The 24,709-nt window shown below is 68.2% G+C and carries 25 protein-coding genes; 10 read left to right on the top strand and 15 right to left on the bottom strand.

The features are described 5' to 3' along the window. Positions 1–30 precede the first annotated feature (30 nt). Positions 31–933, top strand: a complete 903-nt coding sequence (locus EV647_RS37340; RefSeq protein ID WP_134011630.1) for a LysR family transcriptional regulator — start codon at positions 31–33, stop codon at positions 931–933. Here the strand turns inward: EV647_RS37340 and EV647_RS37335 are convergent. Together EV647_RS37335 and EV647_RS37330 are read right to left on the bottom strand one after the other, a co-directional pair. Further along, positions 930–1,760 carry an SRPBCC family protein gene (locus EV647_RS37335; protein WP_134011628.1) on the bottom strand — a complete coding sequence of 277 codons (831 nt, stop codon included), beginning with the start codon at positions 1,758–1,760 and terminating at the stop codon, positions 930–932. The genes EV647_RS37340 and EV647_RS37335 overlap by 4 nt on opposite strands. Beyond that, positions 1,753–2,316 carry a transcriptional regulator gene (locus EV647_RS37330; RefSeq protein WP_134011626.1) on the bottom strand — a complete coding sequence of 188 codons (564 nt, stop codon included), beginning with the start codon at positions 2,314–2,316 and terminating at the stop codon, positions 1,753–1,755. The genes EV647_RS37335 and EV647_RS37330 overlap by 8 nt, the downstream gene beginning before the upstream one ends. Positions 2,317–2,508: 192 nt before the next feature. Between EV647_RS37330 and EV647_RS37325 the strand changes: the two genes are divergently transcribed. The 4 genes from EV647_RS37325 to EV647_RS37310 are packed head-to-tail and all read left to right on the top strand — an operon-like array spanning position 2,509 to position 5,014. Next, complete coding sequence (locus EV647_RS37325; RefSeq protein ID WP_134011624.1) at positions 2,509–3,588, top strand: ABC transporter ATP-binding protein; 1,080 nt, start codon at positions 2,509–2,511, stop codon at positions 3,586–3,588. Positions 3,589–3,626: 38 nt separating this feature from the next. Further along, positions 3,627–4,058, top strand: a complete 432-nt coding sequence (locus EV647_RS37320; protein WP_238177588.1) for a protein phosphatase — start codon at positions 3,627–3,629, stop codon at positions 4,056–4,058. Positions 4,059–4,079: 21 nt separating this feature from the next. Next, on the top strand, positions 4,080–4,475 hold the full coding sequence (locus EV647_RS37315) for a RidA family protein (RefSeq protein WP_134011622.1): 396 nt from the start codon (positions 4,080–4,082) through the stop codon (positions 4,473–4,475). Beyond that, positions 4,472–5,014 (top strand): GrpB family protein, encoded by a 543-nt coding sequence (locus tag EV647_RS37310; RefSeq protein WP_134011620.1) that lies wholly within the window; start codon positions 4,472–4,474, stop codon positions 5,012–5,014. Before EV647_RS37315 ends, EV647_RS37310 begins: the two co-directional genes overlap by 4 nt. On the opposite strand, the gene EV647_RS37305 is transcribed toward EV647_RS37310, so the two are convergent. Then, entirely contained in the window at positions 4,962–6,227 is a 1,266-nt protein-coding gene (locus tag EV647_RS37305; RefSeq protein ID WP_134011618.1) for an FAD-binding oxidoreductase, read from the bottom strand. The genes EV647_RS37310 and EV647_RS37305 overlap by 53 nt on opposite strands. 57 nt (positions 6,228–6,284) lie before the next feature. Here EV647_RS37305 and EV647_RS37300 point away from each other — a divergent pair, with 57 nt between their 5' ends. Beyond that, positions 6,285–7,262 carry a YafY family protein gene (locus EV647_RS37300; protein ID WP_202876450.1) on the top strand — a complete coding sequence of 326 codons (978 nt, stop codon included), beginning with the start codon at positions 6,285–6,287 and terminating at the stop codon, positions 7,260–7,262. On the opposite strand, the gene EV647_RS37295 is transcribed toward EV647_RS37300, so the two are convergent. Together EV647_RS37295 and EV647_RS37290 are read right to left on the bottom strand one after the other, a co-directional pair. Next, entirely contained in the window at positions 7,259–7,660 is a 402-nt protein-coding gene (locus tag EV647_RS37295) for a hypothetical protein (protein WP_134011616.1), read from the bottom strand. The two genes, EV647_RS37300 and EV647_RS37295, sit on opposite strands and share 4 nt — an antisense overlap. Further along, positions 7,657–8,154, bottom strand: coding sequence for a hypothetical protein (locus EV647_RS37290; protein WP_134011615.1), 498 nt, complete (start codon positions 8,152–8,154; stop codon positions 7,657–7,659). The genes EV647_RS37295 and EV647_RS37290 overlap by 4 nt, the downstream gene beginning before the upstream one ends. 82 nt (positions 8,155–8,236) lie before the next feature. Between EV647_RS37290 and EV647_RS37285 the strand changes: the two genes are divergently transcribed. Continuing rightward, the gene (locus EV647_RS37285) at positions 8,237–8,869 is read left to right on the top strand and encodes a MerR family transcriptional regulator (protein WP_134011613.1); all 633 of its coding nucleotides are present in this window, start codon (positions 8,237–8,239) and stop codon (positions 8,867–8,869) included. Here the strand turns inward: EV647_RS37285 and EV647_RS37280 are convergent. Then, entirely contained in the window at positions 8,866–9,351 is a 486-nt protein-coding gene (locus tag EV647_RS37280; RefSeq protein WP_134011611.1) for a MarR family winged helix-turn-helix transcriptional regulator, read from the bottom strand. The two genes, EV647_RS37285 and EV647_RS37280, sit on opposite strands and share 4 nt — an antisense overlap. A 97-nt stretch (positions 9,352–9,448) precedes the next feature. Between EV647_RS37280 and EV647_RS37275 the strand changes: the two genes are divergently transcribed. After that, positions 9,449–10,030: an NADPH-dependent FMN reductase gene (locus EV647_RS37275; protein ID WP_134011608.1), complete on the top strand. Its 582-nt coding sequence runs from the start codon at positions 9,449–9,451 to the stop codon at positions 10,028–10,030. Between the two features lie 19 nt (positions 10,031–10,049). Here the strand turns inward: EV647_RS37275 and EV647_RS37270 are convergent, their stop codons facing one another. Then, positions 10,050–13,124, bottom strand: a complete 3,075-nt coding sequence (locus tag EV647_RS37270) for a replicative DNA helicase (protein ID WP_134012473.1) — start codon at positions 13,122–13,124, stop codon at positions 10,050–10,052. Positions 13,125–13,528: 404 nt separating this feature from the next. Here EV647_RS37270 and EV647_RS37265 point away from each other — a divergent pair, with 404 nt between their 5' ends. Together EV647_RS37265 and EV647_RS37260 are read left to right on the top strand one after the other, a co-directional pair. Continuing rightward, positions 13,529–14,851 (top strand): MATE family efflux transporter, encoded by a 1,323-nt coding sequence (locus EV647_RS37265; protein WP_238175370.1) that lies wholly within the window; start codon positions 13,529–13,531, stop codon positions 14,849–14,851. Between the two features lie 41 nt (positions 14,852–14,892). After that, positions 14,893–15,636, top strand: coding sequence for a hypothetical protein (locus EV647_RS37260; RefSeq protein WP_134011606.1), 744 nt, complete (start codon positions 14,893–14,895; stop codon positions 15,634–15,636). Here the strand turns inward: EV647_RS37260 and EV647_RS37255 are convergent. The 8 genes from EV647_RS37255 to EV647_RS37220 are packed head-to-tail and all read right to left on the bottom strand — an operon-like array spanning position 15,633 to position 24,681. Further along, a complete protein-coding gene (locus EV647_RS37255; protein ID WP_134011604.1) occupies positions 15,633–15,977 on the bottom strand; it encodes a YrdB family protein in 345 nt (114 codons plus the stop codon). The two genes, EV647_RS37260 and EV647_RS37255, sit on opposite strands and share 4 nt — an antisense overlap. A 1-nt stretch (position 15,978) precedes the next feature. Next, entirely contained in the window at positions 15,979–16,356 is a 378-nt protein-coding gene (locus EV647_RS37250; RefSeq protein ID WP_130386388.1) for a DUF4913 domain-containing protein, read from the bottom strand. Beyond that, positions 16,346–18,181, bottom strand: a complete 1,836-nt coding sequence (locus tag EV647_RS37245) for a type IV secretory system conjugative DNA transfer family protein (protein WP_134011602.1) — start codon at positions 18,179–18,181, stop codon at positions 16,346–16,348. Before EV647_RS37245 ends, EV647_RS37250 begins: the two co-directional genes overlap by 11 nt. Before the next feature lie 6 nt (positions 18,182–18,187). Further along, the gene (locus EV647_RS37240) at positions 18,188–19,783 is read right to left on the bottom strand and encodes an ATP/GTP-binding protein (protein WP_238156757.1); all 1,596 of its coding nucleotides are present in this window, start codon (positions 19,781–19,783) and stop codon (positions 18,188–18,190) included. A 34-nt stretch (positions 19,784–19,817) separates the two neighbouring features. After that, positions 19,818–21,326 carry an SCO6880 family protein gene (locus EV647_RS37235; RefSeq protein WP_202871018.1) on the bottom strand — a complete coding sequence of 503 codons (1,509 nt, stop codon included), beginning with the start codon at positions 21,324–21,326 and terminating at the stop codon, positions 19,818–19,820. Next, a complete protein-coding gene (locus EV647_RS37230) occupies positions 21,313–22,962 on the bottom strand; it encodes a hypothetical protein (RefSeq protein WP_202871019.1) in 1,650 nt (549 codons plus the stop codon). Before EV647_RS37230 ends, EV647_RS37235 begins: the two co-directional genes overlap by 14 nt. Position 22,963: 1 nt before the next feature. Next, the gene (locus tag EV647_RS37225) at positions 22,964–23,821 is read right to left on the bottom strand and encodes a hypothetical protein (RefSeq protein ID WP_133784009.1); all 858 of its coding nucleotides are present in this window, start codon (positions 23,819–23,821) and stop codon (positions 22,964–22,966) included. After that, complete coding sequence (locus EV647_RS37220) at positions 23,818–24,681, bottom strand: PT domain-containing protein (protein WP_134011600.1); 864 nt, start codon at positions 24,679–24,681, stop codon at positions 23,818–23,820. Before EV647_RS37220 ends, EV647_RS37225 begins: the two co-directional genes overlap by 4 nt. Positions 24,682–24,709 lie beyond the last annotated feature (28 nt).

The following is a 24,709-nucleotide window of genomic DNA, read 5'->3' as shown; positions in this document are numbered from 1 at the left end:
CTCTTATCGCCAGAACCGATAATTGAGTCTGTGGACAGTCGCCAGCTGGAGTACTTCGTCGCCGTCGCCGAAGAACTGAGTTTCACCCGCGCAGCGCACCGGCTGTTCACGGTGCAGTCCACGGTCTCGGCCGCCGTACGCGCCCTCGAGACCGATCTGAAGACGACCCTGTTCGATCGCTCGACCCGGCGCGTCGTGCTGTCGGCGGCCGGTCAGGCGTTGCTGCCCGAGGCGAAGGCCGCACTGGAGGCGTTGGACCGCGCGCGGGCAGCGGTCGAGGAGGCGTCGTCGGGGTTGCGCGGCAGCATCCGGATCGGAACGCTGGCGCGGCTCAGCCTGGTGAACATGGCCGAGCTGCTCGGGGCGTTCCACCGCAAGTACCCGTTGGTCGAGGTGCAGGTCGCAACCTCGCCGACCGGATCCACCGGCCTCGCGGACGACGTACGGCACGGTCGTCTGGACATCGCGTTGCTCGGGCTGCCGCGTCCGGAGTTGTCCGGCCTCGAGGTCCGCGACATCGCCACGGTTCCGTTCGTGGCGCTGGTCCCGTCGTCGCATCCGCTCGCCGAGCGCACCGGCATCGGACTCGACGAGCTGGCCGCCGAGCGGTTCGTGGACATGCCGGCGGGATTCGGGAACCGGAAGATGGTCGACCGGGCCTTCGACACGATCGGGACGCCCCGGCGGATCCAGGTCGAGGTACCGGAACTGACCACGATCCCGGACTACGTTCGGGCCGGTCTCGGCGTCGGCGTCGTACCGGATCTCGAACTGGCCGAGGAGCCTGGCGTCGCCAAGCTGGCGATCACCGGCGCGGAGCTCACCTGGACGTTGTCCGTGGTGACGATCGCCGGACGGCGACCGAGCAGGGCGGTGAGCGCCCTGCTCGATCTGATCGGCGAATCGACCCGGCTGGAAGGTCCGTACTTCTAGGCGGCCCAGATCTTCCAGTCGGACAGTTCGTTGAAGCGGCGGAGGGCGGCGACCCCGCTGAGCCAGCCGAGCCAGGCGGCGTACGGCGGGTTTGACTCGTCGAACCCGCTCATCACGAAGGTGAGCCGGGTCTTCCCGTCGGACTCGGCGAGCTCCCAGGTGCTGATTCCGGCCGGACCCCAGTCCATCGACATCGTCCGGCCCTCGACCAGGTCGACGATCTCCACGCCCGGGCCGGCGTCGAACCCGCCCATCGCGAACCGGCCGCCCTTCCGGAGGTCGATCTCGACCGGGTACCCGAACCAGGCCGACGCCTTGTCGGAATCGGTCAGCGACGAGTACACCTCGGCGACCGGTGCGTCGATCAGCGCCTCGCCCTCGAAGATCGGTGAGGTGAAGTCCGGCCTGGTGGTGAGCTCGCGACCCTCGAGATGGTCGACGAGGTTCGCGAGCGCCAGCGACCAGAAGGTCTGCAGTACGCCGCGGATGTTCGCGCCGCTGATCGCGTCCGCGAAGTCGAACCCGGTCTGCGACAGCTTGACCACCGTCGCCTCGTCACCGTCGGGCGCCAGCGTGATCTCGGTGGTGGTCTCCTCGCCGCCGAGTGTCCACGCCAGCGTCAGCGTGCTCCCGTCGTACCCGAGGACCCGCTGGTGCGGCGCGTCACCCTCGGGGATGTAGCGGCCCCAGAACTCGAACGTGCCGGGCAGGTCGACGGTCGAGTGCTCGCCGAGCCAGAGATTCAGGGCCTTCGGATCGGTCAGCGCCTGCCGGACTTCGTCGATGCCGGCCTTGGCGCGCGCTTGCAGGACAAGTGGTTCAGTCATTGCTTCGGTCTCCCTTGGGGTAGCAGGCCACCGCGAGCTTGAAGGCGTCGCCCTCACTGCCGCCGTAGCGCTCGAAGAGGTCCTGCAGCGTGCCGCGCAGGTCCTCGAAGAACTCCCGCCGCCGGTCCGGTGGGACCCGGATCTCACCGGACACCCCGATGGACGGCAGCTCCGGAGCCGACCTGTCCAACGCGGCGATGTCGGTCTGGACCTCTTCCATCAGGTCCAGCACGTAGCCGAGGCTCAGCTCGTCGCGGGTCCGGCGGAGTCCGCCGATCCGGCCGACGAGCGTCGGGGACAGCCAGTACGAACGGGCTGTCGCCTGGTAGATGCCCTCGCGGATCCCGCGCACCTTGCGCTCGTCCACCTGGGTCACCAGTCCCGCCTCGACGAGGCGCTTCACGTGGTAGTAGACGCGCTGCGGAGTCTGGCCGAGCTGCTCGGCCACCTCGCCGCAGGTCGCCGGCTCGGCCAGCCGGCGCAGCACCTCGATCCGTTGCGGCTTGAACAGGGCCTCGGCCTGCTCGAGCTGTTCCAGGTGCATCACGTCTCTCATCACACAAAGAATTTTGTACGTAAAAAAGTTCTTTGTCAATCACGAGATTTACATCACTCGGGAATGTAAATGGGCCGGCGTTCGTTGTCAGAAGTGCTTGGTGATGCGTCACCGAGCAGACACCCAAGACCTGGGAGCCTTTGCTACGGATCGTCCGGCACGTTCCTGCCGGCGAAGGAAAGGAAGCGCGACATGGCAACTGTCTCGTTCAAGGGAGCCACCCGGGTCTACCCGGGCACCGACATCGCCGCGGTCGACAAGCTCGACCTGGACATCGAGGACGGCGAGTTCATGGTGCTCGTCGGGCCGTCCGGGTCCGGGAAGTCGACGGCGCTGCGGATGCTGGCCGGGCTCGAAGAGGTGAACGAGGGAGCGATCTTCATCGGCGACCGGGACGTGACCAACGCCCCGCCGAAGGAACGCGACATCGCGATGGTGTTCCAGAACTACGCGCTGTACCCGCACATGTCGGTGGCCGACAACATGGGCTTCGCCCTGAAGATGCAGGGCATCCACAAGGACGAGCGCGCCCAGCGCGTGCAGGAGGCCGCGAAGTTGCTCGGTCTGGAGGAGTACCTCGACCGCAAGCCGAAGGCCCTGTCCGGCGGTCAGCGCCAGCGCGTCGCGATGGGCCGCGCGATCGTCCGGAACCCGCAGGTGTTCCTGATGGACGAACCGCTGTCGAACCTCGACGCCAAGCTGCGCGTCCAGACCCGCACCCAGATCGCTGAGCTGCAGCATCGGCTCGGTGTCACGACCGTGTACGTCACCCACGACCAGGTCGAGGCCATGACGATGGGCGACCGGGTGGCCGTCCTGCGCGATGGCGTGTTGCAGCAGGTCGACACGCCGTTGAACCTGTACGACAGGCCGCGGAACAAGTTCGTCGCGGGCTTCATCGGCTCGCCGGCCATGAACCTGATCGAGGCCGAGATCGTCGAGGGCGGCGCGAAGATCGGCGACTACGTCGTACCGATCGCACGTGATGTGCTGGCCAAGGCCGGTGACGACAAGACGCTGACGCTGGGTATCCGGCCCGAGGCGTTCCACCTCGCCGACGAAGGGCTGCCGGTGAAGGTCGCGGTGATCGAGGAGCTCGGATCGGACGCGTTCCTGTACGGCACCGCGGAACACACCGACGAGAAGCAGCAGATCATCGCCCGGATCGGCACCCGGCTGCACAACGACAAGGGCACCCTCGTCCATCTGGCCCCGGACGCCGACAAGTTGCACCTGTTCTCCACCTCGACAGAGGAGCGCCTCGTCGTTTGATCCCCTCCCTCCTGCTTCCGGCTTGTAGTTTTGACCTTGTGGGTCATTGGGAGAAGGACGCACCAGGTGTGATGGAGCTGCCGTCGGGTCGGCTCGTGCGCGGACGCGGTCTGCGGCACGGCCCGGCGGCAGACCCGTTTCCGACGTACGGCGTGTATCTGCTCGGCAAGGAACCGCCGCCGGACGTGCCGTGGGAGACGCACTGGATCAAGTGGCCGGACTTCCGGCTGCCCGTGGATCGCCCGCAGGCGTTGGCGACCTTTCGCGAGGCGTTGGAGCGGACCGGGACCGGACGGGTCGAGTTCGCGTGCGGCGGTGGGCGGACCGGGACGGCGCTCGCGTGTCTCGCCGTACTGGACGGGCTGCCTGCGGATCAGGCCGTCGACTACGTACGTCGGGGTTACGACAAGCGCGCGGTGGAGACGCCGTGGCAGAAGCGGTACGTGCTAAATCTGTTGACCCGGAGTTGAGGGATCGCGTTGGGTCGAGCTGTGACGATCGAGCGGAGCAATCCCGACGGACTGCATGCGACGCCTGGGTATCACCACGTGACGCGGGTGCAGGCGGACACCTTGGTCTACCTGGCCGGGCAGTGCCCGTTGCAGGCCTCCGGGGAGTTGGCCGCGGGCGGTCTCGAAGGGCAGACCGCGCAGGTGATCGCGAACATCCTCACCGCACTGAAGTCGGCGGGCGCCACGCCGGAAAACGTCGTACGCACGGTGATCTACGTGGCCAGCTCGGACCGCGACGAATTGGGCGCGGTGTGGGCCCAGCTCAACGAGTCGCCCCTCGCCCCGGCCTTCACGACCGCGAGCACGCTGCTCGGCGTCGCCCAACTCGGCTTCACCGGCCAACTCGTCGAGATCGACGTGACGGCGGCCCTGTGATCGTTCCCGCCGAGGTTGTCGACTACGACCCGCGGTGGCCGCTCTGGTTCGCGGAGATCAGCGCGCGCCTGACGCCGTACCTCGCCGAGCTCCCCCACGTCTGCGAGCACGTCGGCAGCACCGCCGTACCCGGTCTGGCGGCGAAGCCGATCATCGACGTCGACATCGTCGTCCCTTCTCCCTCGTTCGTACCGGCGGCGATCTCAGGCTTGAAGGCAGCCGGCTACCGCCACGAGGGCGACCAAGGGATCCCCGGCCGGGAGGCGTTCGCGCTGCCGGCGGACGCGGTCCATTACCACCATCTGTACGTCGTTGTTGAGGGCAACAAAGCTCATCGGGACCACGTCGTGCTGCGTGATCATCTGCGCGCGGACGCGGCCGATCGCGAGCGGTACGCGGCCCGCAAACGCGAGCTGGCGCACCTGCTCACCACCGACCGCACCGCGTATGTCGACGGCAAAGGCGCGTTGGTCGAGGAGCTGATCGCTAGAGCTGGTGGTTCGGCTGCAGACGACGGGTCGGGTCGTAGCGGCGCCTGAGCGCGACGAGCCGCTCGTAGTCGTCGTACGCCTCGGCCACCTCTTCGTCGCTGAGCTTCGCGAAGGTGAAGTTGAGGGCCCGGCCAACGGTTGATGAGGCCCACGGATCGAGCACGTCCCGGCCCGCGTCACCCTTGCCCGGGGTGAGGACGGTCAGCGAGTACGCCGCATCGCGGTGACCGACCGCGTTCGGGATCTCCGGCTGCCGGGCGAGCGCGCCGCCGAGGTGCCGGATGGCGATCACATACATCCGCGATGCACCCGGACCGGCGAGCTCTGGCAGTGTCTCGAGCGCATCGAGGTCCTTCAGCAGCACGTTGAGGGAGGTGTAGCTGTCGGGGCGCTCCGGCTCCGCGAAGATCTGCCCCGAGTCGACGTAGGGCAGCTCCCCCACGGTGTCGAGGACCGGCTTGCCGATCGCCCGGAGCGGTTCGATCAGCTCCTCGCCACGGTCGCCGAGGATCGCGAGCTGCACCTGCCCGACATACTTGCCGCGCAACGGCGCCGGCACCTGCGGGATGTTCGGCATCGGCAGGATCGCGATCGCCGATGTGACCTCATCCGGCACGGACCTGGTCCACTCCCGCCACACCTCGGGCACCGTCGGGTGCTCGGCGAGATCGAAGTACAGGCTGCCGCCGAACAGCGTCGGTACGTCGAAGAGGTCGATCTCGATCCCCGTCACGACACCGAAGTTCCCGCCACCGCCCCGCAGCGCCCAGAACAGATCCGGGTCCTCCTCGGCGTTGCGCCGTACGCCGTCCGCGGTCACGACCTCGATCCGGCGAACATGGTCCGCGGCGTACCCGAACCGTCGCGCCATCAGCCCGAGCCCACCGCCCAGCGTGTACGAGATCGCGCCGACGCCGGGTGCACTGCCGGAAAGCGGCGCGAGACCGTACGGCGCGGTTGCGTCGAGCACGTCCCGCCAGGTCGCGCCTGCCTGGACCCACGCCGTCTTGCGCTCCGCGTCGACCGTCACGCCGTTGAACGCACTGGTCGCGATCAGCACGCCACCGTCGATCCCCTGCGTCAGACCGTGCCCGGCCGCCTGGACGGCGATGCGCAGGTCGTGGTCGATCGCGTACCGCACCGCCTCCTCGATCTGGGCCGTGCTCGTCACCGGAAAGATGGTCGCGGGCCGGTGCGGGTCTCGCCGCTGGAACCCGAGCCGCGCCTCGTCGTACCCCTTACTAGTCGTCGTCAACATCATGTAGATCACGCTAGATGGTCTTGCGGACACATCTTGTCCTCAAGGCATGATTTCTGCGTGAGTGCTCGCAAGGAGATGCCCGGTCGGATGCTGCGGCTGCTGTCGCTGCTGCAGAGCCGGCGCGAGTGGTCCGGCCACGAGCTCGCCGACCGGCTCGGCGTCACCGAGCGCACGGTACGGCGGGACGTCGAACGGCTCCGGTCCCTCGACTACCCGGTGACCGGCACGACCGGCACCGCGGGCGGGTACCGGCTCGGCTCCGGTACGCATCTGCCACCGCTACAGCTGGACGACGACGAGGCGATCGCCGTCGCGCTCGGACTGGTCGGCGCGGCCGGTGGCGGAGTGAGCGGGATGGCGGAGAGCTCCATGAGCGCCCTGGCCAAGCTGGAGCAGGTGCTGCCCGCGCGTCTCCGTCCCCAGCTCGCGGCAGTGGGCTCGGCAGCGGAGGCGATCCCGCGACCCGGCGTACCGCAGGTCGATCCGGACGCTCTCGCCGTACTCGCACGCTGCTGCCGCAACCACGAGATCGTTGCCTTCGACTACCACGGCCGGCAGCGCGGTACGACGCGACGCCGGGTGGAGCCGCATCAGCTGCTGACGTTGTCGTGGCGGTGGTACCTGCTCGCGTTCGACCCCGGACGCGACGACTGGCGGATCTTCCGCGTCGACCGGATCACTTCCGTGAGTCCTGCGTTGCACCGCTTCACGCCACGGGTGCTGGACGGGCCCTCCTACCTGCTGGAGTCGTTCGTGTCGGCGCAGTACGAGCACACGGTCGTCTTGACGGTCGAGGCGTCGTCGGTCGACGTGACCTCGACCTTCGAAGGCGTCGTCCGCGGCATCGTCGAACCGCTCAGCCCTTCGTCGTGCAAGGTCCGCTTCAGCGCGGACTCCCCCGCGATGCTGCTGACACAGGTAGCCGCGATCGCTCACCTAGGTTCCTTCACCGTCGACCAGGCGACCCCGGAAACCGCCGCACTCATCACCGAGGCCGGCGAACGCCTCACACAAGCGTTCGCCGGGTTGCGTTAGGCAACAATCAGGCCGATGCCGAGGGTCAGTACGCCGATCGCGAGGGACATCGCGCCGAGCCAGAGGATCCACAGGAACTGGTTCGGCGCGGTGCGGTCCTTGCCGGCGGACGAGGCGAAGAAGCCGCCGGACATCAGAATCGCGGCGACCGGGATCCCGAGCCGGCCGACCCACAACCAGAAGCCGGTCAGACCGGTCTGGTCGACGTACAGCAGTCCGACCAGACTGAAGATCACGAGTACGCCGGCATGCGCGTGACCGGCCCGTGCGAACGATTTCTGGAACCCGGTCATCGGGACCTGGCCGCGGACGATCTTGGTCATGAAGTACCCGCCGAACTCGATCGTCACGACGGTGAGCAGGATGACGCCGGCGATGACGCGGGATGCGTCGGTCATGCGTAGACCTCTTCTTTGACAGGCGCGGTTGCGCGGGACGTGCGCGCTACCCAGAGGGCAACGGCGAGGTACAGGATCTGTTCGGGGATGCGCTGCCAGAGCGGGGTCGCCTCGCCGCCCGCGAACGGGATGTGTGCGACCGCCGCGTGGATGTTGGCCGGCAGCAGTCCGACGAAGAGTGCGGCCAACGCGTAGCCGGCGAGCATCCGGGTCGCGGAGATCACCAGGCCGGCGGCACCGAGCAGTTCGAGTACGCCGGTGAGGTAGACGAGCGCGTCGGCGTACGGCAGGAACGGCGGGACCATCCGCACCATGTCGGCGTGGTTGGGCATCACCGTCACGCTCGCCGGGACGAAGTGTGCGCTCGCGGTCAGCACCAGCATGACCGCCATCGCGTATGCGGCGGCGACCGGCCAGGTCGTGAACCGCCGGACGCCGAGGGCACCCAGCGCCCGGAAGCCGACGGTGCCCAGGATCAGTACGAGCGGGATCATCCGACTCGCCTCCTTATGGATAGTTCAGGTATCCGCTTATGGATACTGATACTATCCATCACAGACAACAGGAAGGCAAGCGATGCGAATCGGGGAACTCAGCAAGGCCACCGACGTCCCGGTGCCGACCATCAAGTACTACCTGCGCGAAGGCCTGCTACCTGCCGGCGAACTCAGTAGCCCGAATCAGGCGTCGTACGGCGACACCCACGTCCGCCGGCTCCGCCTGATCCGCGCACTGATCGAACTCGCCCAGGCTCCGGTCGCCACGGTGAAGGAGATCCTCGAGTCGCTCGACGCCGACGCCGAGCCCCTGCACGAACAGATCGGCCGCGCCCACCGCGCACTCACGCCGACCCGCCGCCTGTCCGCGACCGACGACGCCCGCGCCGCCGCGACCACTCAGGTCACCGACCTCATCGCCGACCGCGGCTGGTCCATCGACCCCGAGGCGCCCGCGCTCGCCACACTTATCGACACCGTCGCCGCACTCCGCACCCTCGGCCAGGACAACCTCGTCGCCCACCTCGACACCTACGCCGACGCGGTCGAACGCTTCACCCAGTTCGAGATCGATGCCGTCACCGCGAACCCGACCCGCGACCAGCTCGCCGAATCGGTGGTCATCGGCACCATCCTCGGCGAAACCCTGATCGCCTCGCTTCGGCTGCTCGCCCAGGAGTCCATCTCCGCGGACCGCTGGAAGAACCGCTAGTAGTCGCCGAGGAGTCCCGGGAGGAGCTTCGTCATCACCTTGTGCAGAGCACGGCGGTCGGTCTCGGTCAGCGGGTCGAAGACCAGTTGGCGAACTCGTTCGACATGTCCTGGTGCGGCCTTCACGAGCTCGGCGTGCCCCTCTGACGTGAGGATCGCATTGGTGAAGCGGCCGTCGTCCGGGTCGGGTTCACGCCGTACCAGGCCGCGATTTTCCAGACGGCGAATGAGGTGGGACAGCCGGGAGAGCTCGGAGTTGGTCAGGATCGCGAGCTGACTCATCCGCATCGTGTGATCGGGCTGATCCGAGAGGCCGGCCAGGACGTAGTACTCCAGGAAGCTCAGGTTGGAATCGCGCTGCAACTGCTCGCCGAGCGCACCCGTGAGCAGCGACATGACGAACTGCAGCGTCCTCCAGGTCTCCAGCTCGTCGGGCGTCAGCCAGCGAGGCTCGGCCGCCTCCCGCGCCGCTTCGGTCCCCATGGCTGCAGCATAGCCACCGGCGTAGTGACTTGAATGTTCATGTATCGTGATCGGTGACATGAATATTCAAGTCAACCCCTCTGAAGGAGTCGTCGCCATGAGCGACCTGAAGATCGCGATCATCCTCGGCAGCACCCGCCCCGGGCGGAACGGAAAGGCGGTGGCCGACTGGGTCCTGTCCCAGGCCCAGCCCCGGACCGGCGCCACCTACGAGTTGATCGACCTCGTCGACTACCCGCTGCCCCACCTGGACGAGGCCGTGCCGCCGTCGGCCGGGCAGTACGCCGGCGAGCACACGAAGGCGTGGGCCGAGAAGATCGCGGCGTACGACGGGTTCGTGTTCGTCACGCCGGAGTACAACCACTCCACGTCCGGCGTACTGAAGAACGCGATCGACTACCTGTACGCCGAGTGGAACAACAAGGCCGCCGGCTTCGTGTCCTACGGCTCCCTCGGCGGGGCGCGGGCGATCGAGCATCTGCGCGCCATCAGCGCGGAGCTCCAGATCGCCGACGTACGTCAGCAGCTGTCGTTCTCGCTCTTCACCGACTTCGAGAACTTCTCCCAATTCCGCCCCGGCCCGCAGTACGCCGACCAGGCAACCATCCTGTTCGACCAGCTCGAGTCATGGTCAGCCGCCCTCAAGCAACTCCGCGTCGGCCAACCGGTCGCCGCATAACCATCGCCGTCCGGGTCACTCACCCGTCGTGCGCCATGTCCACGAACCGTGAGTAGTGCCCCTGGAAGGCAACCACCACATCCGCAGTCGGCCCGTTCCGGTGCTTGGCAACAATAAAGTCCGCCTCCCCGGGCCGGGTCGACTCACGCTCGTACGCATCCTCCCGATGCAACAGAATGACAACATCGGCATCCTGCTCAAGGCTGTTATGTAAGGAGATTCCATTAGCCACGAAGTTGTGGGTGCCTAGGACTGTTGCGTCGTACACCTCTTGGTCGCCGAGGCTCTCGACGGACGTGATGGTGTCCCAGAAAATGTCGTTGGTCGCGAGGACCTCGAGATCGGCGTCTTCGAGGATGTCTGCGACCTGACGCAAGCGCGCACGGGTCGGGGCTCCGGCGAACAGTCGACTGCCGCTTCCCCGCTGCCCCAGCATCATTGCCAACTCTCGTTTGGTGACAGCGCGCTCGTGCATGACCGCTTTGACTTGTTCCCAGACCTCAACCGGCACGGTGTCCAGCTTCGGCGCGGCGACAACCGGCCGGAGGTTCGTCCGGACGAACCGACAAGCCTCGCCACGTTGCCCGTGGACGCCGATCTCGTCGAGGAAGCGCAACTGATTCCCGGCGCCGTAGATGTACAGGTGATACGAGTCGCGGTAGCCCGTCTTCTTTGCAGCCGCGATGCGGGTAAAGATGTTGAACCGGAGCAGGAGGCGTGCGAGGTCGTCGACCATCCGGCGACTGGTCGATGCGTAGTAGATCTGGCCACCGTTGATCTCTGGCCGCCAGCGGACCGATCCGTCGGTGGCCCAGAGGTGGCGGATGAAGTGCGCCACCTGTTCCTTCGGGAGGCCGAACACCCCGTCAGGCACGAACTTCTCGTGGCTGCGCAAGCCGAACAGGCCGAGGCCGTCCAGCCAGGCTGCGATCGGGTTCCGTTTGCCGCGGGCCAGCCGGTACGGCGCCGGCAGGCGAAGCGTGGTGACCTGGGCGGCGGCGTACTCGTCGCGGACCGCGGTGATGCCGAAGCGCCGGTGTGCCGCCGCAGCGACCGCGGTCAGGTTGGCCTCGTCGATGCTCGCGTACCGGATCGGCTGCCGCTTCACGAACGAGCCGTCGCCCAGCAAGTGAGCAAGCAGCGTGATCTCGTCCTCGTCCCACGGCTTGACGTCGAGTGGAGCCGGAACGTGCCGGAGCGAACCCACACGAGCGCCCGGCGTCAGCTCCCCCAGTGGTTTCCATCCGTTGTACGTCAGGAACGGGTGGTTCGCAGTGGCCTCGATCTCCCGACCGGACGCCAGCTTTACCCGGAACACCTCCTTCACCCCACTCGGGAAGGCGTGCGTCAACGTGCGCGGCACCAGCTTCAGCCGGTCGTCGAGCGACCAGACCGGGATGTCCCGCGCGTCCGTGGCGAGCAGCTCACCGAGCGAGATCTCCGCGCCGGTATCGGCCCTCATCAGCCGGGTGTCCGCCGTCAGGCAACCCGATTCGCGGAGGTCGGAGGCCATGGGGCGTTTGTCGGAGCGTTGTTCGGAGCCTCGGTTGAGCTGGCAGATGGCGACTACGGGGAGCTCGAGCTCCTTGGCGAGGAGCTTGATGGAGCGGGAGAACTCGGAGACTTCCAGCTGGCGGGACTCGACCTTCTTGCCGGACGTCATCAGCTGGAGGTAGTCGATGACGATCAGTTTGAGGTCGTGGCGCTGTTTGAGGCGGCGGGCCTTGGCGCGGATCTCCATCATCGTCAGGTTCGGCGAGTCGTCGATGAACAGCGGGGCCTCGGAGACCTCGCCCATCTTGCGGGCCAGGCGGGCCCAGTCCTCGTCGGTCATCTTGCCGTTGCGCATGTGGTGCAGCGGGACCTTCGCCTCCGCCGACAGCAGTCGCATGGTGATCTCGTTGCGGCTCATCTCCAGCGAGAAGATGCACGAGGTCAGGCCGTGCTTGATGGACGCCGACCGGGCGAAGTCCAGACCCAGCGTCGAGTTGTGGGTCGGGATCATCGTCTTGCCGGCCAGGTACAGGTGGTCGGGGTTGTCGACCTCGACGCAGCGCACCGGCACGCTGTCGACCGGGTCGACCCACTCGAGCCGCCGCTCGCCCTCGCCGTGCAGCGCGGCCGGGAAGCCGTGCCCGGTGATCTGCCGCGGCGCCGACCCGGGGATCGGCGGTGTCAGCCCGGGACTCGCCGACATCGCCGTGTACAGGTCGGCGGTCGTGCAGACCACCGGGCGGCCGCCGTCCTCGACGCGCCACTGGTGCTCGGCGTCGGCGACGATCGTGCTGCCGTCGGAGAACGACAGCCGGAAGCACGGCCGGTCCACCATCACCTCGGTCGCCGCGACGACCGTGGTCGGCAGCCCGTCGGCGTCCAGCAGCTGGTCGCCGACCGCGACCTCGGCCATCGTGGTCCAGCCGGCCGGCGTCGGCAGCGGGGTGTCGAGCGCGAGCGCCTTCCCCATCGCGGGACGGGCGGCGACGATGATCATCTGGCCGGGGTGCAGGCCGTTGGTCAGCTCGTCCAGGTCGGTGAACCCGGTCGGTACGCCGACCATCGCGTCACCGCGGGAGTCGATCGCCTCGATCTCGTCGAGGGCGCCCTCCATGATGTCCTTCAGCGGCGCGTAGTCCTCGGCGGTCCGCTTCTCGGTGACGGAGTAGATCTCGGCCTGGGCCTCGTCGACGACGTCGTCGACCTCGCCCTCGCCGGCGTACCCGAGCTGGACGATCTTGGTGCCGGCCTCGACCAGGCGGCGCAGGATCGCCTTCTCCCGGACGATGTGCGCGTAGTAGCTGGCGTTGGCCGCGAGCGGGACGGACGCGACCAGGGTGTGCACGTACGGCGCGCCGCCGATCCGGGTCATCTCGCCGCGCTTGTTGAGCTCGGCCGCGACCGTGATCGCGTCGGCCGGCTCACCCCGTGCGTACAGGTCGGTGATCGCGTCGAAGACGGCCTCGTGCGCCGGGCGGTAGAAGTCCGTGCTGCGCAGATTCTCGATCACGTCGGCGATCGCATCCTTGCTCAGCATCATCGCGCCGAGCACACACTGCTCGGCCGCGAGATCCTGGGGAGGGGTGCGGTCGAAGCCCATCTCCGGACGCCGCTCTTCGTGGCCGCCGTCCTGGCCCCCGCGGAACTCCGCCACGCTCACTTCGTCCGACCTCCTCGTCCGCCCGCTGCCCAGCCACCGCCGGCCGGTTTCGAACACCTGCTCGAATCCTAGCCAAGCCCACCGACAGTTTTCGGCGACAGGCCTCGCGACCGTACGCCGGTCGCGTCACCAAAGGCCACTCGGTCGTCCACACCCCCTGTGGACGAATCGTGGATAACCCCCGGAAGGGGTGTGCACAGGTTGGGCACAACCCTGTGGATATCTGGGGACAAGAACCCACAACAGCCCCGTGACCTGCGGTTTCTCTAGTTCACAACTGTGGAGAAGAAAAAGTCTGAGACCAATTTCCGACGCGCCCGCGAGTCGTGGGTAACCTCGCTCCGGTGAGACGTCGACAGTGGGTGGGCGAACAGGACCGGGAGATCCTCCGGCTGGCCGTCCCGGCGTTCTTCGCCCTGGTGTCCGAGCCGCTGATGCTGCTCGCGGACTCCGCGATCGTCGGTCACCTGGGCACCCCGCAACTCGCCGCGCTCGGCGTCGCCGGCACCATCCTGCAGACCCTCGTCGGTATCTGCGTCTTCCTCGCGTACGGCACCACGTCCGCGGTCGCCCGCCGGATCGGCGCCGGCGACCACAAGGGCGCCCTTGCCCAGGGCATCGACGGACTCTGGCTGGCGTTGCTGCTGGGCGTCGTACTCGCGCTCCTCGGACTGGCCCTCGCGCCGCAGGCCATCGCGGCGTTCGACCCGTCGCCGGAGGTGGCCGACCACGCGGTGACGTACCTGCGGATCTCCTGCTTCGGCATCCCGTCGATGCTGCTCCTGCTCGCCGCCACCGGCGTACTGCGGGGGCTGCAGGACACGAAGACCCCGATGGTCGTCGCGATCACCGCCAACCTCGCCAACATCGGGCTGAACGTCCTGCTCGTGTACGGCCTTCGTCTGGACATCGCGGGCTCCGCCCTGGGTACGGCGCTCGCACAGACCGGTGCCGGTGTCGCGCTGGTCGTGGTGGTGGTCCGTGGCGCCCGCCGCGACGGCGCCAAGCTCCGCCCCGATCGCCCCGGAATCCTGGCCTCCGCGCAGATGGGCGTACCGCTCGTGATCCGGACGCTGACGCTGCGCGCGGCGATCGTCCTGCTCACGTTCGTCGCCACGGCCCTCGGTACGACGTCGGTCGCGGCTCACCAGGTCGCCTTCACGCTGTGGTCGTTCCTCGCGCTCGCCCTGGACGCCATCGCGATCGCCGCGCAGGCGCTCACCGGCCGCGCGCTGGGCGCCGGCGACGTCGCGGGGACGCGCGCGATCACCCGCCGGATGATGTGGTGGGGCCTGTTCTCCGGGCTGATCGGCGGCCTCGCGCTCTGGGGCCTGCGCGACGTCTACGTCCCGTGGTTCACCAGCGACCCCGAGGTACGTCGTACGCTCGCCGCCATCCTGATCGTTTCCGCGTTGTGGCAGCCGATCAACGGAGTCGTGTTCGTGCTGGACGGCGTACTCATCGGCGCCGGAGACGGACGGTACCTCGCAGCGGCCGGCATCGTCGCGCTCGTGCTGTACGTCCCGCTCGCGCTGGCGGTGCTCTGGCTCGGCGGCGGGATCGTGGCGCTGTGGTGGGCGTTCGGCGGGTACATGCTGCTGCGATTCCTCACTTTGACCACGCGTGAGCGGCGCGACGCGTGGCTGGTCACGGGAGCTACCCGCTGACCCTGCGGTGCGGCATCGTGGAACAGAAGGAAAGGAGCGGCATGCCCGACACCGACGACGACCAGTCCGTCGAGCTCGAACCCGACCAGCGGGAGCAGGGCGACGACGACACCGAGGCCGCGCGTGAGCGGAAGGCCGCCCAGGCACGAGCAGAGGCCGACAGGCACCCGACCCACGATCTGGCGGAGGAAGCCGAACGCCGGGACGAGGCGGACGAGCAGGCCCGCCAGGAAGAAGACGCGGAGGCGCGCGCGGAAGAGCTCGACGAGCGTGCTGCCAAGGAGCAGCAGGAGCTCACGGAGCGGCGCAGCCGCGAGGAGCTCCTCGATGCCACCGCGGAGACCTCTCGGGCGTTCCAGCTCGCGTACGCCGACGAGGAGGCCCGCGACCGGTACCGGCAGTACGCCACGAACGACGTACAGCGGGGTGTCAGCGACCGGGCCCACGGCCGGCACGAGCTGGACGAGGCGGCAGCGCACCGCGACGAGGTCGGATCGGCAGGGCTGGTCGCGGAAGGCCGCCGGTACCAGAACGCCGCCACCATCGAGGAACGTAAGGCCGTCAGCGACGACAGGATCTCCCGGGAGTACGACGCCTCCGCGCGGGAGCACCGCCGCGAGGCGCAGCCGAACCCGAGCGAGGCCGTCCGCAAGGCACCGGAGGAGGCGCCGGAAGCTCAGCTACCCCAGGCGCGCCGCCACGTCCGCGGTCCCGGCCGGGTCCGGACAAAGCAGGGCAAGGTCGTGAAGCCGAACCGGGCGAGCGAGCCGGACCTGGAGATCTAGCTCGGCTTCGTCGGCTGCAGCTTCTGCGTGTGGATGATCAGTAGGTTCGCTGCAACCACCACGACGTACCCGACGGCGAGCAGCGGGTGCCCCAGGCTCCACAGGGCGGCACCCGCCAGGCCGAAGACGAGAACCTTCACGATCCACCGCGCCGAAGCCCCGCGCGCCGCGGTCGGCGCCGCGAACATTCCCCAGACGATCGCGGCCACCACCGGTAAGCCGATGACGAGTAGCCACCGCGCGAGCGTCGCATCAGCGGTGTTCCAGCCCCACCAGCCGAAGATGCCCAGGGCAACCACCTCGACGACGAAGGCGACCAGCAGGTTGGCGCCCTTCCACATCTCAGATGCCGCGGATGTTCGGCTGCCGCTGGTCGAAGAACAGGCCGGCCGGCGGCTCCTGCACCGGGAGCGGCGGGATCGGGTAGTCGGTGTGCTGGTTGTTCCGGCAGGCGGCGAACGGGCCGTCCGGGTCCAGCAGCGACATCATGTGCGGGTCCGCGTGGTCGCGCCACCAGACCGACATCCCGGTCGCCGGGTCCAGTCGCAGGTGCTCCCAGGCACGCCAGATCGAGTCCAGCCGACTCAAAGCCTCCGCGTGCCGGTACCACTCGGGGCACCAGATGAACTGCTGCCCGAGCCGACGCGTGTAGAGGTAGATGAGCCGGTCTTCCACGAACGCCGCGACGTGCGGGTAGAACAGCTCCTGCTCACCATCCACCGCGGTTGTCTCCCTCGTTCTGCTCCCAGACCGGTCGCTCCGGTCCGCGCTGCGGAGGCGCCTGGATACTCGAAGCCACCCACGGGTTGTTGCTGACCGGAACGTTCATTGCCGCTCCCGGATCGTACTTCGCCAGCGACGCCTTCACGGCACCGGCGTCCGGCCGGGTGAACCACGGCACCGTCTTCACCAGCGTGGCCGGGATCCCGGACGGGAACACGACCGCGCGGCCGGGCGGCATCGAGGCGAGGTCGGAGACCTCCATGATGTTGTGCCGCTGGACCTGCTGGCTGGTGCCGCGCTTGCCCTCGTTGTACGACACCGAGCTCGAGCTGATGTCGTAGTCACCGATCATCTTGCTCAGGTTCTCGAGGAAGGACGCGTCGGCCGCGCCACCGCCGTACACCCGGATGTTGGCCGAGCCCCAGAGCTTCTGCATGCCGTGGTCGCCCCAGCACTCCTGGCCCTGCGCCCAGGACTGCAGGATCGTCATCAGCACGATGCCGCGGGAACCGAAGTGCGAGTACAGGTCGGGGAGGTTCTTCCACCGGCACACGTTGGCGGCCTCGTCGAGTACGCCGACCAGCGGGCTGGGCATCCGGCCCATCGGGCAGCCGCGGGCGTACTGCTCGGCGGCCTCCACGACGGCGACCGTCAGCGCGGTGACCAGCGGACCCGCCGTACCCGCGCCTTCCTTCGACAGGCTGTACAGCGTGCCGCCCTGACGGACGAACTCGTGCGGGTTGAACTGCGGCCGGTTGTCGTTCGGGCCGTTCGGGATGACCCAGCGGGTCACCTTGCGGTTGACCAGGAACTGGGCGCTCTGCTGCGCAGTGCCGTAGACACCGGCGCGCTGCTTGTCGGGCGCATTGATCACACCGGACAGGGCGTCCGCGGACAGTTGCAGACCCGGGGTGTTGCGCAGGATCCGCTCCGGCTCGTCGTTCCGCTGGTCGGCCAGCCAGCTGTAGACCTGGGTGATCGGCCGCTTGGCAACGGCGGCCGCGAGCAGCAGACCGGCCAGCAGGTCCGTACCGGCGGCGTCGAAGAACGCGTCGGTCTGGGCACCGACCTGACGCTGCGAGGCGACGAAGTGCTCGGCCAGCTCCCGCGCCTTGGTCTCGTCGGTGATGTAGGTCAGCGGGTTCCACCACCAGTTCGGCGGCTCCTCGCAGACCTCCTGCGGGTCGAACACCCACAGCGGGCCCTTCTCCGAACGCGGTCCGCGGGTGGCGTCGACGATGTCCCGCTTGTTCGACGTGGCGACGACGCAGCCGGGCGCGTCCAGGATCGCCGGCACGGCGCGCGAGGTGGTCTTACCGGTTCGGGGACCCCAGATGTCGACGTGCATGTCTTCCCAGTTGCCGAAGACCTCCAGGTTGTCCCGGACGGTCCGGCCGATCAGGATGCCCGGACCCGCGTGCCCGGCGCCGAGCTGGTTCGCCTTCTCCTGCGCGCCTTCGCGGGTCAGCTTGTAGATCTCGGACCGCTTCGACATCAGTTGCGCCTGCCGGTCGACCCGGCCGATCGAGCGCTCCCGGTTCCGGAAGAACATCCACCCGCCGCCGACCAGGCCGAGCAGCACCACGATCTCCACGACCAGGATGCCGGTGGCCGCGCCGGACCACTCCAGGTTTCCCTTCGACAGGTCGACGATCGCGTCGAACGGGTTCCCGGGCGTCCGTGAGCCGTTGATCGCGGACGCGACCTTCAGCGCGCCCCACATCGAGAAGACCACCAGCGCGACCGCGCCGATGATCGCAAAGATCAGGACGGCCTCGGGTGAGATCCCACCCGGGCCGGTGCTCTTCCTGCCCTGCGCCATGACTCGTCAGCTCCCCACGCGCGTGGTCGGGTCGGGCGGTGGCAGCAGCATCGGATCGTCCAGGCTGTACTCACCGACGACCTGCTCGGTGCCGTCCGGCGCGACCTCGATCTTCTGTGGCTTCCCGTCGTTGCCGGTGGTCCACAGCTTGTTGGTGTCGTTGATCTCGCGCTCGACCGACGTGAGGCCGACGTGCACCGGGATGCCCGGGCGCCCACCGACCTTGATCAGGAAGTTTCCGCGGCCGGGAGGTGCGGCCTCCTTGCCGGTGGCCGGGTCCCACGCGGGCGGGTCCTGCCAGCCGACGAGCATGTTCTGCTCCTCCATCGACATCGACACGACCTCGGTCAGGTTCTCCATCTCGGCGCGCGGCAGACCACCGCAGATGACCATGCCGGACCGCTCGACGAAACCCTTCGCCTTCATCCGGTCCTCAGGGTTCGGCAGCGCCAACAGGTCGGACATGGTGTGCGAGATCATCGCCATGCCGACACCGCGTTGCCGGTTCAGACGGGTCAGCGCGTCGACGCGGTCTACCAGACCGCTTCCGGCCCGCAGCACCCGCCACAGCTCGTCCAGAATGACGAAGTAGTGCCGCCGCGGCTCCAGTCCGGCATCCGCCAGCGCCTGCGAGACCGCGACCGCGCCGAACCCGTACGACCAGCAGGCCAGCAGTACGGCGGCCTGCAGGCTGGTCTCGGAGTCGTCGACGTTGGACACGTCGAACACCACCGGGCGGTCCATCTGCATCGGGTTGTCGGTCGGCGCGGAGAAGATCTCGCCCAGCCGACCGCCGCCGACCAGACCGATCAGCGATGCCTCCAGGCCCTCGGTGATCTGCCGGTAGCGGTCCAGGCTGCCGCGGTCCAGGGCGACGTTGCGGACCCGGTCCGGGGCGTCCTGGATGACCTGGAGCAGGTCCTTCAGCACCGGCGTACCTTGGAACCGCTCGTCGAGGACCTTGAGCGCCTCGTCGAGGATGGTCTCCTCGCGGTCGTTCGGGTTCTGGTTACGCATGATCGCGATCAGCGCCGAGACCATCGTCTGCCGGCGGCCGTGCGCGTCGGCCTGGATCGCCTCGCGGGCCTTGCCGGTCAGCCGGAGCGCGGCCTCCCGGGACTCGCCCGGGTCGAGCACGTTCAGGTGACCACGACCGCGGCCGAGCTGGATGACCTGACCGCCGAGGGCCTCGATGAGGTCCTTGTAGTCCGGCTTCAGGTCACCGAGCACCAGCGGCATCACGCCGTACCCGGCCATGCCGAGCGCCATCCGCCGGGTGATCGTCGACTTGCCCAGACCCGGCTTGCCGAGCACGAACATCGACGGGTTCGAGATCAGCTTGGCCCGCATGAACCAGCTGATCGGGTCGCAGCACATGGTCGCGCCGGAGAGGATGTTCCGGCCGATCGGTACGCCGACCATCGGGCTGCCGGTCCCGGCCGAGAACGGCCACATTCCGCAGACCTGGACCGTCGTACCGCGCCATTCCTGCGGAGCCTGCAGGTACGTCGAGTAGCCGCCGCCCATACCGGGCCAGCCACGGGGCATCGGCCGCCGTCCGCGACGGCTCGGGTCAACCGGCTTCTTCTGCTTCTTGCTCACTGTGACCCCCCAGATGTCACTGTGCGAAGTCTCATCATAGGGATTCCCGCAGCCCCGCCGGCACCGCGAGGTGGTTCTGTACGACGACACCCAGCGGGAGTGCGGCGACGAACGCGGAGTCCTGCGAGCCGTACACCGGCCGCAGCAGAACACGCGCGGTGGCGCCGAGGTTGTCGATCGCGGCGATCATGTCCGGAATCTGCTCGGCAGTCATCACGGTGCCGGTGACGGCCATACCGAAGTTGACCAAGCCCGCGCCCCGGGCCTCCTCCTGCGCGGAACGTTCGGCGGCCCGAGCCTCCGCCAGGTTGCGCGCGGACGGCCGGGCGGACGCCGTGGCGCGGAACGACGCGTTGCGCTTGTCGGCCTCCACCATCCGGGCCGCCGTACCGGCGTCGAGCGGGCGGTAGAGCAGCGTCACGCGCTTGCGGTCGATGTCGGGGTGCGGCGCGACCAGCTGCGACAGCACCGACGAGAACACCTCGCCGCGCGGAGCCTGCGACATCTGCCAGGTCACGGACCAGGCCGAGTCGTGCCGGTACTTGTCCCAGAACGCCTGGGTCCCGGCCGGGCCGACATCGGTCCATTGCAGCTCGGGCGGCATGCCCTGGGCACGCGCCTCGTCGATCAAGGCGGCGGACGCCGGGTCGTACGCGATCCGGATCGCCTCGCACAGCTCCTGCGCGCTGACCGGACGAGCGGCGCCCGCACCGGTCGCGTTCAGGCTCTGGGTCAGCGCGGGCAGCCGGGCTGCGAGTTCGCGGCCCATGTCGTCTTCCTTGCGCCGCTTACCGCTCCGGTCGGTGCCCTTGAAGGTCAGCGCGACCCGGGCCGAGACCAGCGCGGAGCCCTCCGGGTACGTCTGCACGACCTCGGTCAGCATTGCCCGGGCGATCGCCGGCGACCCGTCGACCATGTTGTTGCCGACCTCACGGCGCAGCCGGATGCCGGTGTCCGGTGCGCTCTCCACCGTCACCGACGCGGCGACGATGCCCGGCTCGTGACCGAGCGAGGCGAGCCACTGGCCCCAGTGCGCCACCCAGATGTCCACCTGCTCCTCGTCGACGAGCGAGGCGCCGTCGGGCTCGGCGTTGATGACGACGGTGAAGTGCCGGGTGCTCGGGTAGTACAGCAGCGCGAACGGCCGGCCGTAGGAGTCCTGGTACTCGCTCAGCTGGGAGGCTGCGGCGAGACCGGGAAGCTGGAACTTGCCCCAGGCGGTCCGGCCGAGCGGGCCGGAGCGGTAAAGGTTGTGCTTAGCCATCTTTGCTCGTTGCCATCCAATGTGGGTCGAGAGCCGTTGCAGCGTGGAGAACCCGTGCTTGTCCTTCGTGATCAGCAGCCCGAGCGCCGCGCCGACGATCAGCAGGCTGACGAGGGCTGCCCTGATGCCGCCCACCATCGTCGAGATGACGACCAGCAGCAGGCCACCCATCATGATGCCGGTGCCGAGCATCCCCAGGCCGGCGATGCCCGCCGAGGCGGGCCTCCGCCAGTTGCCGTAGGTGCGAGGTGCGCGTCGTACGTTCTCAGCCGCTGCCACTTGGTCCGTCCGGTGGTGGTGGGGGTGGTTGGTTGTTTCGGTCGTCGTCACGGTAGTCGCGAGCGCGGTCTCGCTCGCGGCTCAGGTCGCCGCCACCGCCGCTGCCGGTGGGGCCGCCGCCATCGCTGCCGCCGCCTCCACCGCCGCCCCCGCCTTGCGAGCTCTGGTCCATCTCGTCGTTGCCGATGGTCTCGGATGCGGCCGTCTGACCGACCGCCTTGGTGGCATCCATGCCGGCCTTGACCGCGACGACCGCGACCGCGGCCGGTCCGAGGGCCGCCGCGGCACCGCCGGCAGCTGCACCGCCCGCCGCCGCGCCGCCACCACCGGCAGCACCGCCCGCAGCACCGCCTCCCGCAGCACCGCCTGCAGCAGCGCCTTCGCCTCCGGCGGCCGCGCCTTCACCGGCGCCACCAGTGCTCGGGGCCTGCTGCGACGCCCTCCCGACGTTCTGCGCACCGGTCGGACCGTCGCCCCCCCCGCCGCCACCGCCGCCGCCACCGCCGCCACCGCCGCCTTCCGACCCCTCGCTGACGCCCTTGTTCGCCAGGTCACCGAGCTTGTCCATCCCGGCCATCTTGGCCGCGAGCATGCCGGCGCCGGCGCCGCCCGCCGTCGCGCCGACCATCGGCACGATGAACCGCATCAGCGCCGGCATCGCGAACAGTGCGAGCACCAACATCGTGAGTCCGGTGACCACGTTCATCACCATGTGGCCGATGTTGTCGGGGTTCAGGACCCCATCGCCTTCGGTGATGTACTTGAACGACAGATCGCCGTTGTTCGAGACCAACCGGATCGCCGTCGCGTAGATGATCGCCGCCACCGGCTTGTACAGGATGAAGGCGAGCAGCCACGAGACGATCCGTTTGAACCAGTTCCGGCCCATCTCGGTGTTCGTCGCGGCGGCGGCGATCGGCAGCACGCCGATCAGCAGGATCAGCATGGCGCTGCGGACGACCATCAGCACGATCTGGATCAGGCTCGCGATCACACACAGCAGGCCGATCGCGATCATGATGCCGATCAGCAGCGGTGAACCGGCGATGCCGGCGACCACGCCGAACCCGAGCACTGCCGACATCGTGGTGCCGAAGGCCGTCGCGTCACCGGATCCGATGTTCTGGCAGCCGTTGGCCCAGGAGCCGGTGGTGGATTTCGAATCCAGTGCGGTGCTGATGATGCAACTGGAGAACATGTCGCCGGCCGTGATCAGCGCCTGCGCGACGGCGATCGAGAACGCCGCGGCGACCGCGAGCGTGATCAGCGAGCGGAGGATGTCGCGGGCCGCCTCACCGCGTTGGCTCCAGGCCATCTGCAGGGCGCCGAAGATCAGCCCGATGGCGGCGATGAAGAGCGCGATGAACTCCGTGTGGCCCCAGATCCAGGCGACCGTGTCGTTGGACGGCTTGCCGCTGGTGTTCGGATCGCTGCCGTCGTTCCCGATCCCGATGGTCGGTACGTAGACCCAGAAGGTGGCGATCGTGCTCATGAGCGTGCCGACCGCCGAGGCGATCGCATCAAGGATTGGCTTGAACACGTGCGAGAGTATCCATTCCACGGCGGGGCCGAGGACAACCCCGAGAATGTCTTTCATGAGGTTGATCGCCCAGTCGAGGACGTTCAGCTGGATCATGTCAGGACGTCCTTGGCGAGACGAAGCGAAGGATGGCCGGCAGCGCGACGATGGCCACCAGCATCAGCGTGACGCCCATGATGATCTTGAGGATGTGTCCAGTGCCTTCCGAACCCATCAGACCGATCGCGGTGGCATAGATGATCGCCGCGACGGGTTTGTAGATGATGAACGACGCCAGCCAGGCGAGTGCGCGCTTGAACCACATCATCCCCATTTCGGTGTTCGTCGCGGCCGCGGTCAGCGGAAGCATCCCGACCAGCAGCACGAGCATGCCGTAACGGACGATCATGAGCGCCAGCTGGATGACAGCGGCGATCACCATCAGGATCCCGACGAGGATCACCAGTAACCAGCCGAACGGTTCGTCCAGCGTGTCGAGCAGGTTCTTCGCGTAGTTCTGGTCGTCCTTCTTCAGCGCCGCGTTGACGATCCAGGACGAGAAGCCGTCGGCAGCCGAGATCAGCGTGCTCGCGAAAACCGCCGCGGAACCCGTCACCACGACCAGGGTGATCAACGATTTGAGGATGTCGCGGGCCGGCTCACCCCGGTGCGAGATCGCCATCTGGACCGCACCGACGATGACCGCGAGCGCGGCGATGAACAGCGTGATGAATTGGATGTGTCCCTGGATCCACAGCGCCGGGGTGTTCTCCGCGATGTTCGGGGTCGGGATGTAGACCCAGAGCAGACCGATGGCCTTCATGACCGCGTCGACCGCGTCGATGACGACCTTGGCGATCGCGTCGAAGATGAAGTCGAAGACCTTGCCGAAGGCCCACTCGAGCGCGGTCTTCAGGCCTTCCTCGAAGCAGTCGTCCCAGTCCCAGGGCCACCCCGAACAGCCGAGAGCGATCATGCCGCACCACTGAACCGGACGTAGCCGCTGAGACTGGACAGGATGTCCGGCTCGAGCGAGCCGTTGAAGCTGCCGTCGTCCTGCAGCTCGACGTACCAGTCACCGCGGTACCACCGCATGGTGATCGGCATCGCGCCGTACGCCTTGCCGTTCAGGTCGGCGACGATCTGGATGATCGCCCGGGTCGCGTTCGTCGGGTAGTCGAGCACCTTGAAGGCGGCGAACTGGAGCCCGCCCGTCATGGCCGACGGCGTCGTGGTCGCCTTCCTGGCCTCGGCGATGGCGGCGTCCCGGCCCGGGCCGGGGTACACCCGGCTCCGCAGTGTGGCAACGCCGACCTCCGGGTTCTGGAGCTGGCCGAGCGCGACCATGGCGGCGAGCACCGCACCCGTCGGCGAGTGCGAGAAGCAGGAGCGCACACCGTTGGGGCTGGTGGTCGCGGGGCCGTTCGCGGCCTGGATGGGAATCAGCATCTTTCCCTCGAACTGCCACGAGACCGCGACCGGGGCGGCGAGCCTGGGGATCGCCTGGTTCGGGTTCTTGTTGTGACAGCCGCCGTCGCGGCTGTTGGCCGGTGGCGGTGTCGGCACCGTGCCGGTCGGTAGCGCGGTCGGCGACGCGGGCGGCTGGTTCGTCTCTTCTTCGGTGGGCTGTCCGGTAGGAACGACCGTGCTCGGCGTCTGGCTGGGGTTGGCCGTCGGATTGTCCGAGCGGCTCCCCAGCATGAACCAGACGACCAGGCAGATCAGCACCGCTCCGACGACGATCGCCGACGCGATGAAGCCACGCTCCTCGAAGAACGTGCTCTTCTCGCCGTCGGAATCGTCGTCGGAGTCCGGGTCCTTGCTGAACAGTCCCACCTACGATCAGCCTCCGACCAGCTCTCCG

The organism is Kribbella sp. VKM Ac-2566 (assembly GCF_004366005.1).
Classification (GTDB): Bacteria; Actinomycetota; Actinomycetes; order Propionibacteriales; family Kribbellaceae; genus Kribbella; species Kribbella pratensis.
The sequence above is the reverse complement of the archived record's forward strand: the minus strand, read 5'-3'. Positions and strand labels throughout refer to the sequence as shown.

What these genes read in the sequence shown, in the direction of transcription:
- EV647_RS37335 (WP_134011628.1), bottom strand. Translation starts at nt 1,760, where the DNA reads ATGACTGAACCACTTGTCCTGCAAGCGCGCGCCAAGGCCGGCATCGAC.
- EV647_RS37330 (WP_134011626.1), bottom strand. Translation starts at nt 2,316, where the DNA reads ATGAGAGACGTGATGCACCTGGAACAGCTCGAGCAGGCCGAGGCCCTG.
- EV647_RS37325 (WP_134011624.1), top strand. Translation starts at nt 2,509, where the DNA reads ATGGCAACTGTCTCGTTCAAGGGAGCCACCCGGGTCTACCCGGGCACC.
- EV647_RS37305 (WP_134011618.1), bottom strand. Translation starts at nt 6,227, where the DNA reads ATGATGTTGACGACGACTAGTAAGGGGTACGACGAGGCGCGGCTCGGG.
- EV647_RS37295 (WP_134011616.1), bottom strand. Translation starts at nt 7,660, where the DNA reads ATGACCGACGCATCCCGCGTCATCGCCGGCGTCATCCTGCTCACCGTC.
- EV647_RS37290 (WP_134011615.1), bottom strand. Translation starts at nt 8,154, where the DNA reads ATGATCCCGCTCGTACTGATCCTGGGCACCGTCGGCTTCCGGGCGCTG.
- EV647_RS37285 (WP_134011613.1), top strand. Translation starts at nt 8,237, where the DNA reads ATGCGAATCGGGGAACTCAGCAAGGCCACCGACGTCCCGGTGCCGACC.
- EV647_RS37280 (WP_134011611.1), bottom strand. Translation starts at nt 9,351, where the DNA reads ATGGGGACCGAAGCGGCGCGGGAGGCGGCCGAGCCTCGCTGGCTGACG.
- EV647_RS37275 (WP_134011608.1), top strand. Translation starts at nt 9,449, where the DNA reads ATGAGCGACCTGAAGATCGCGATCATCCTCGGCAGCACCCGCCCCGGG.
- EV647_RS37270 (WP_134012473.1), bottom strand. Translation starts at nt 13,124, where the DNA reads ATGGGCTTCGACCGCACCCCTCCCCAGGATCTCGCGGCCGAGCAGTGT.
- EV647_RS37260 (WP_134011606.1), top strand. Translation starts at nt 14,893, where the DNA reads ATGCCCGACACCGACGACGACCAGTCCGTCGAGCTCGAACCCGACCAG.
- EV647_RS37255 (WP_134011604.1), bottom strand. Translation starts at nt 15,977, where the DNA reads ATGTGGAAGGGCGCCAACCTGCTGGTCGCCTTCGTCGTCGAGGTGGTT.
- EV647_RS37245 (WP_134011602.1), bottom strand. Translation starts at nt 18,181, where the DNA reads ATGGCGCAGGGCAGGAAGAGCACCGGCCCGGGTGGGATCTCACCCGAG.
- EV647_RS37230 (WP_202871019.1), bottom strand. Translation starts at nt 22,962, where the DNA reads ATGATCCAGCTGAACGTCCTCGACTGGGCGATCAACCTCATGAAAGAC.
- EV647_RS37225 (WP_133784009.1), bottom strand. Translation starts at nt 23,821, where the DNA reads ATGATCGCTCTCGGCTGTTCGGGGTGGCCCTGGGACTGGGACGACTGC.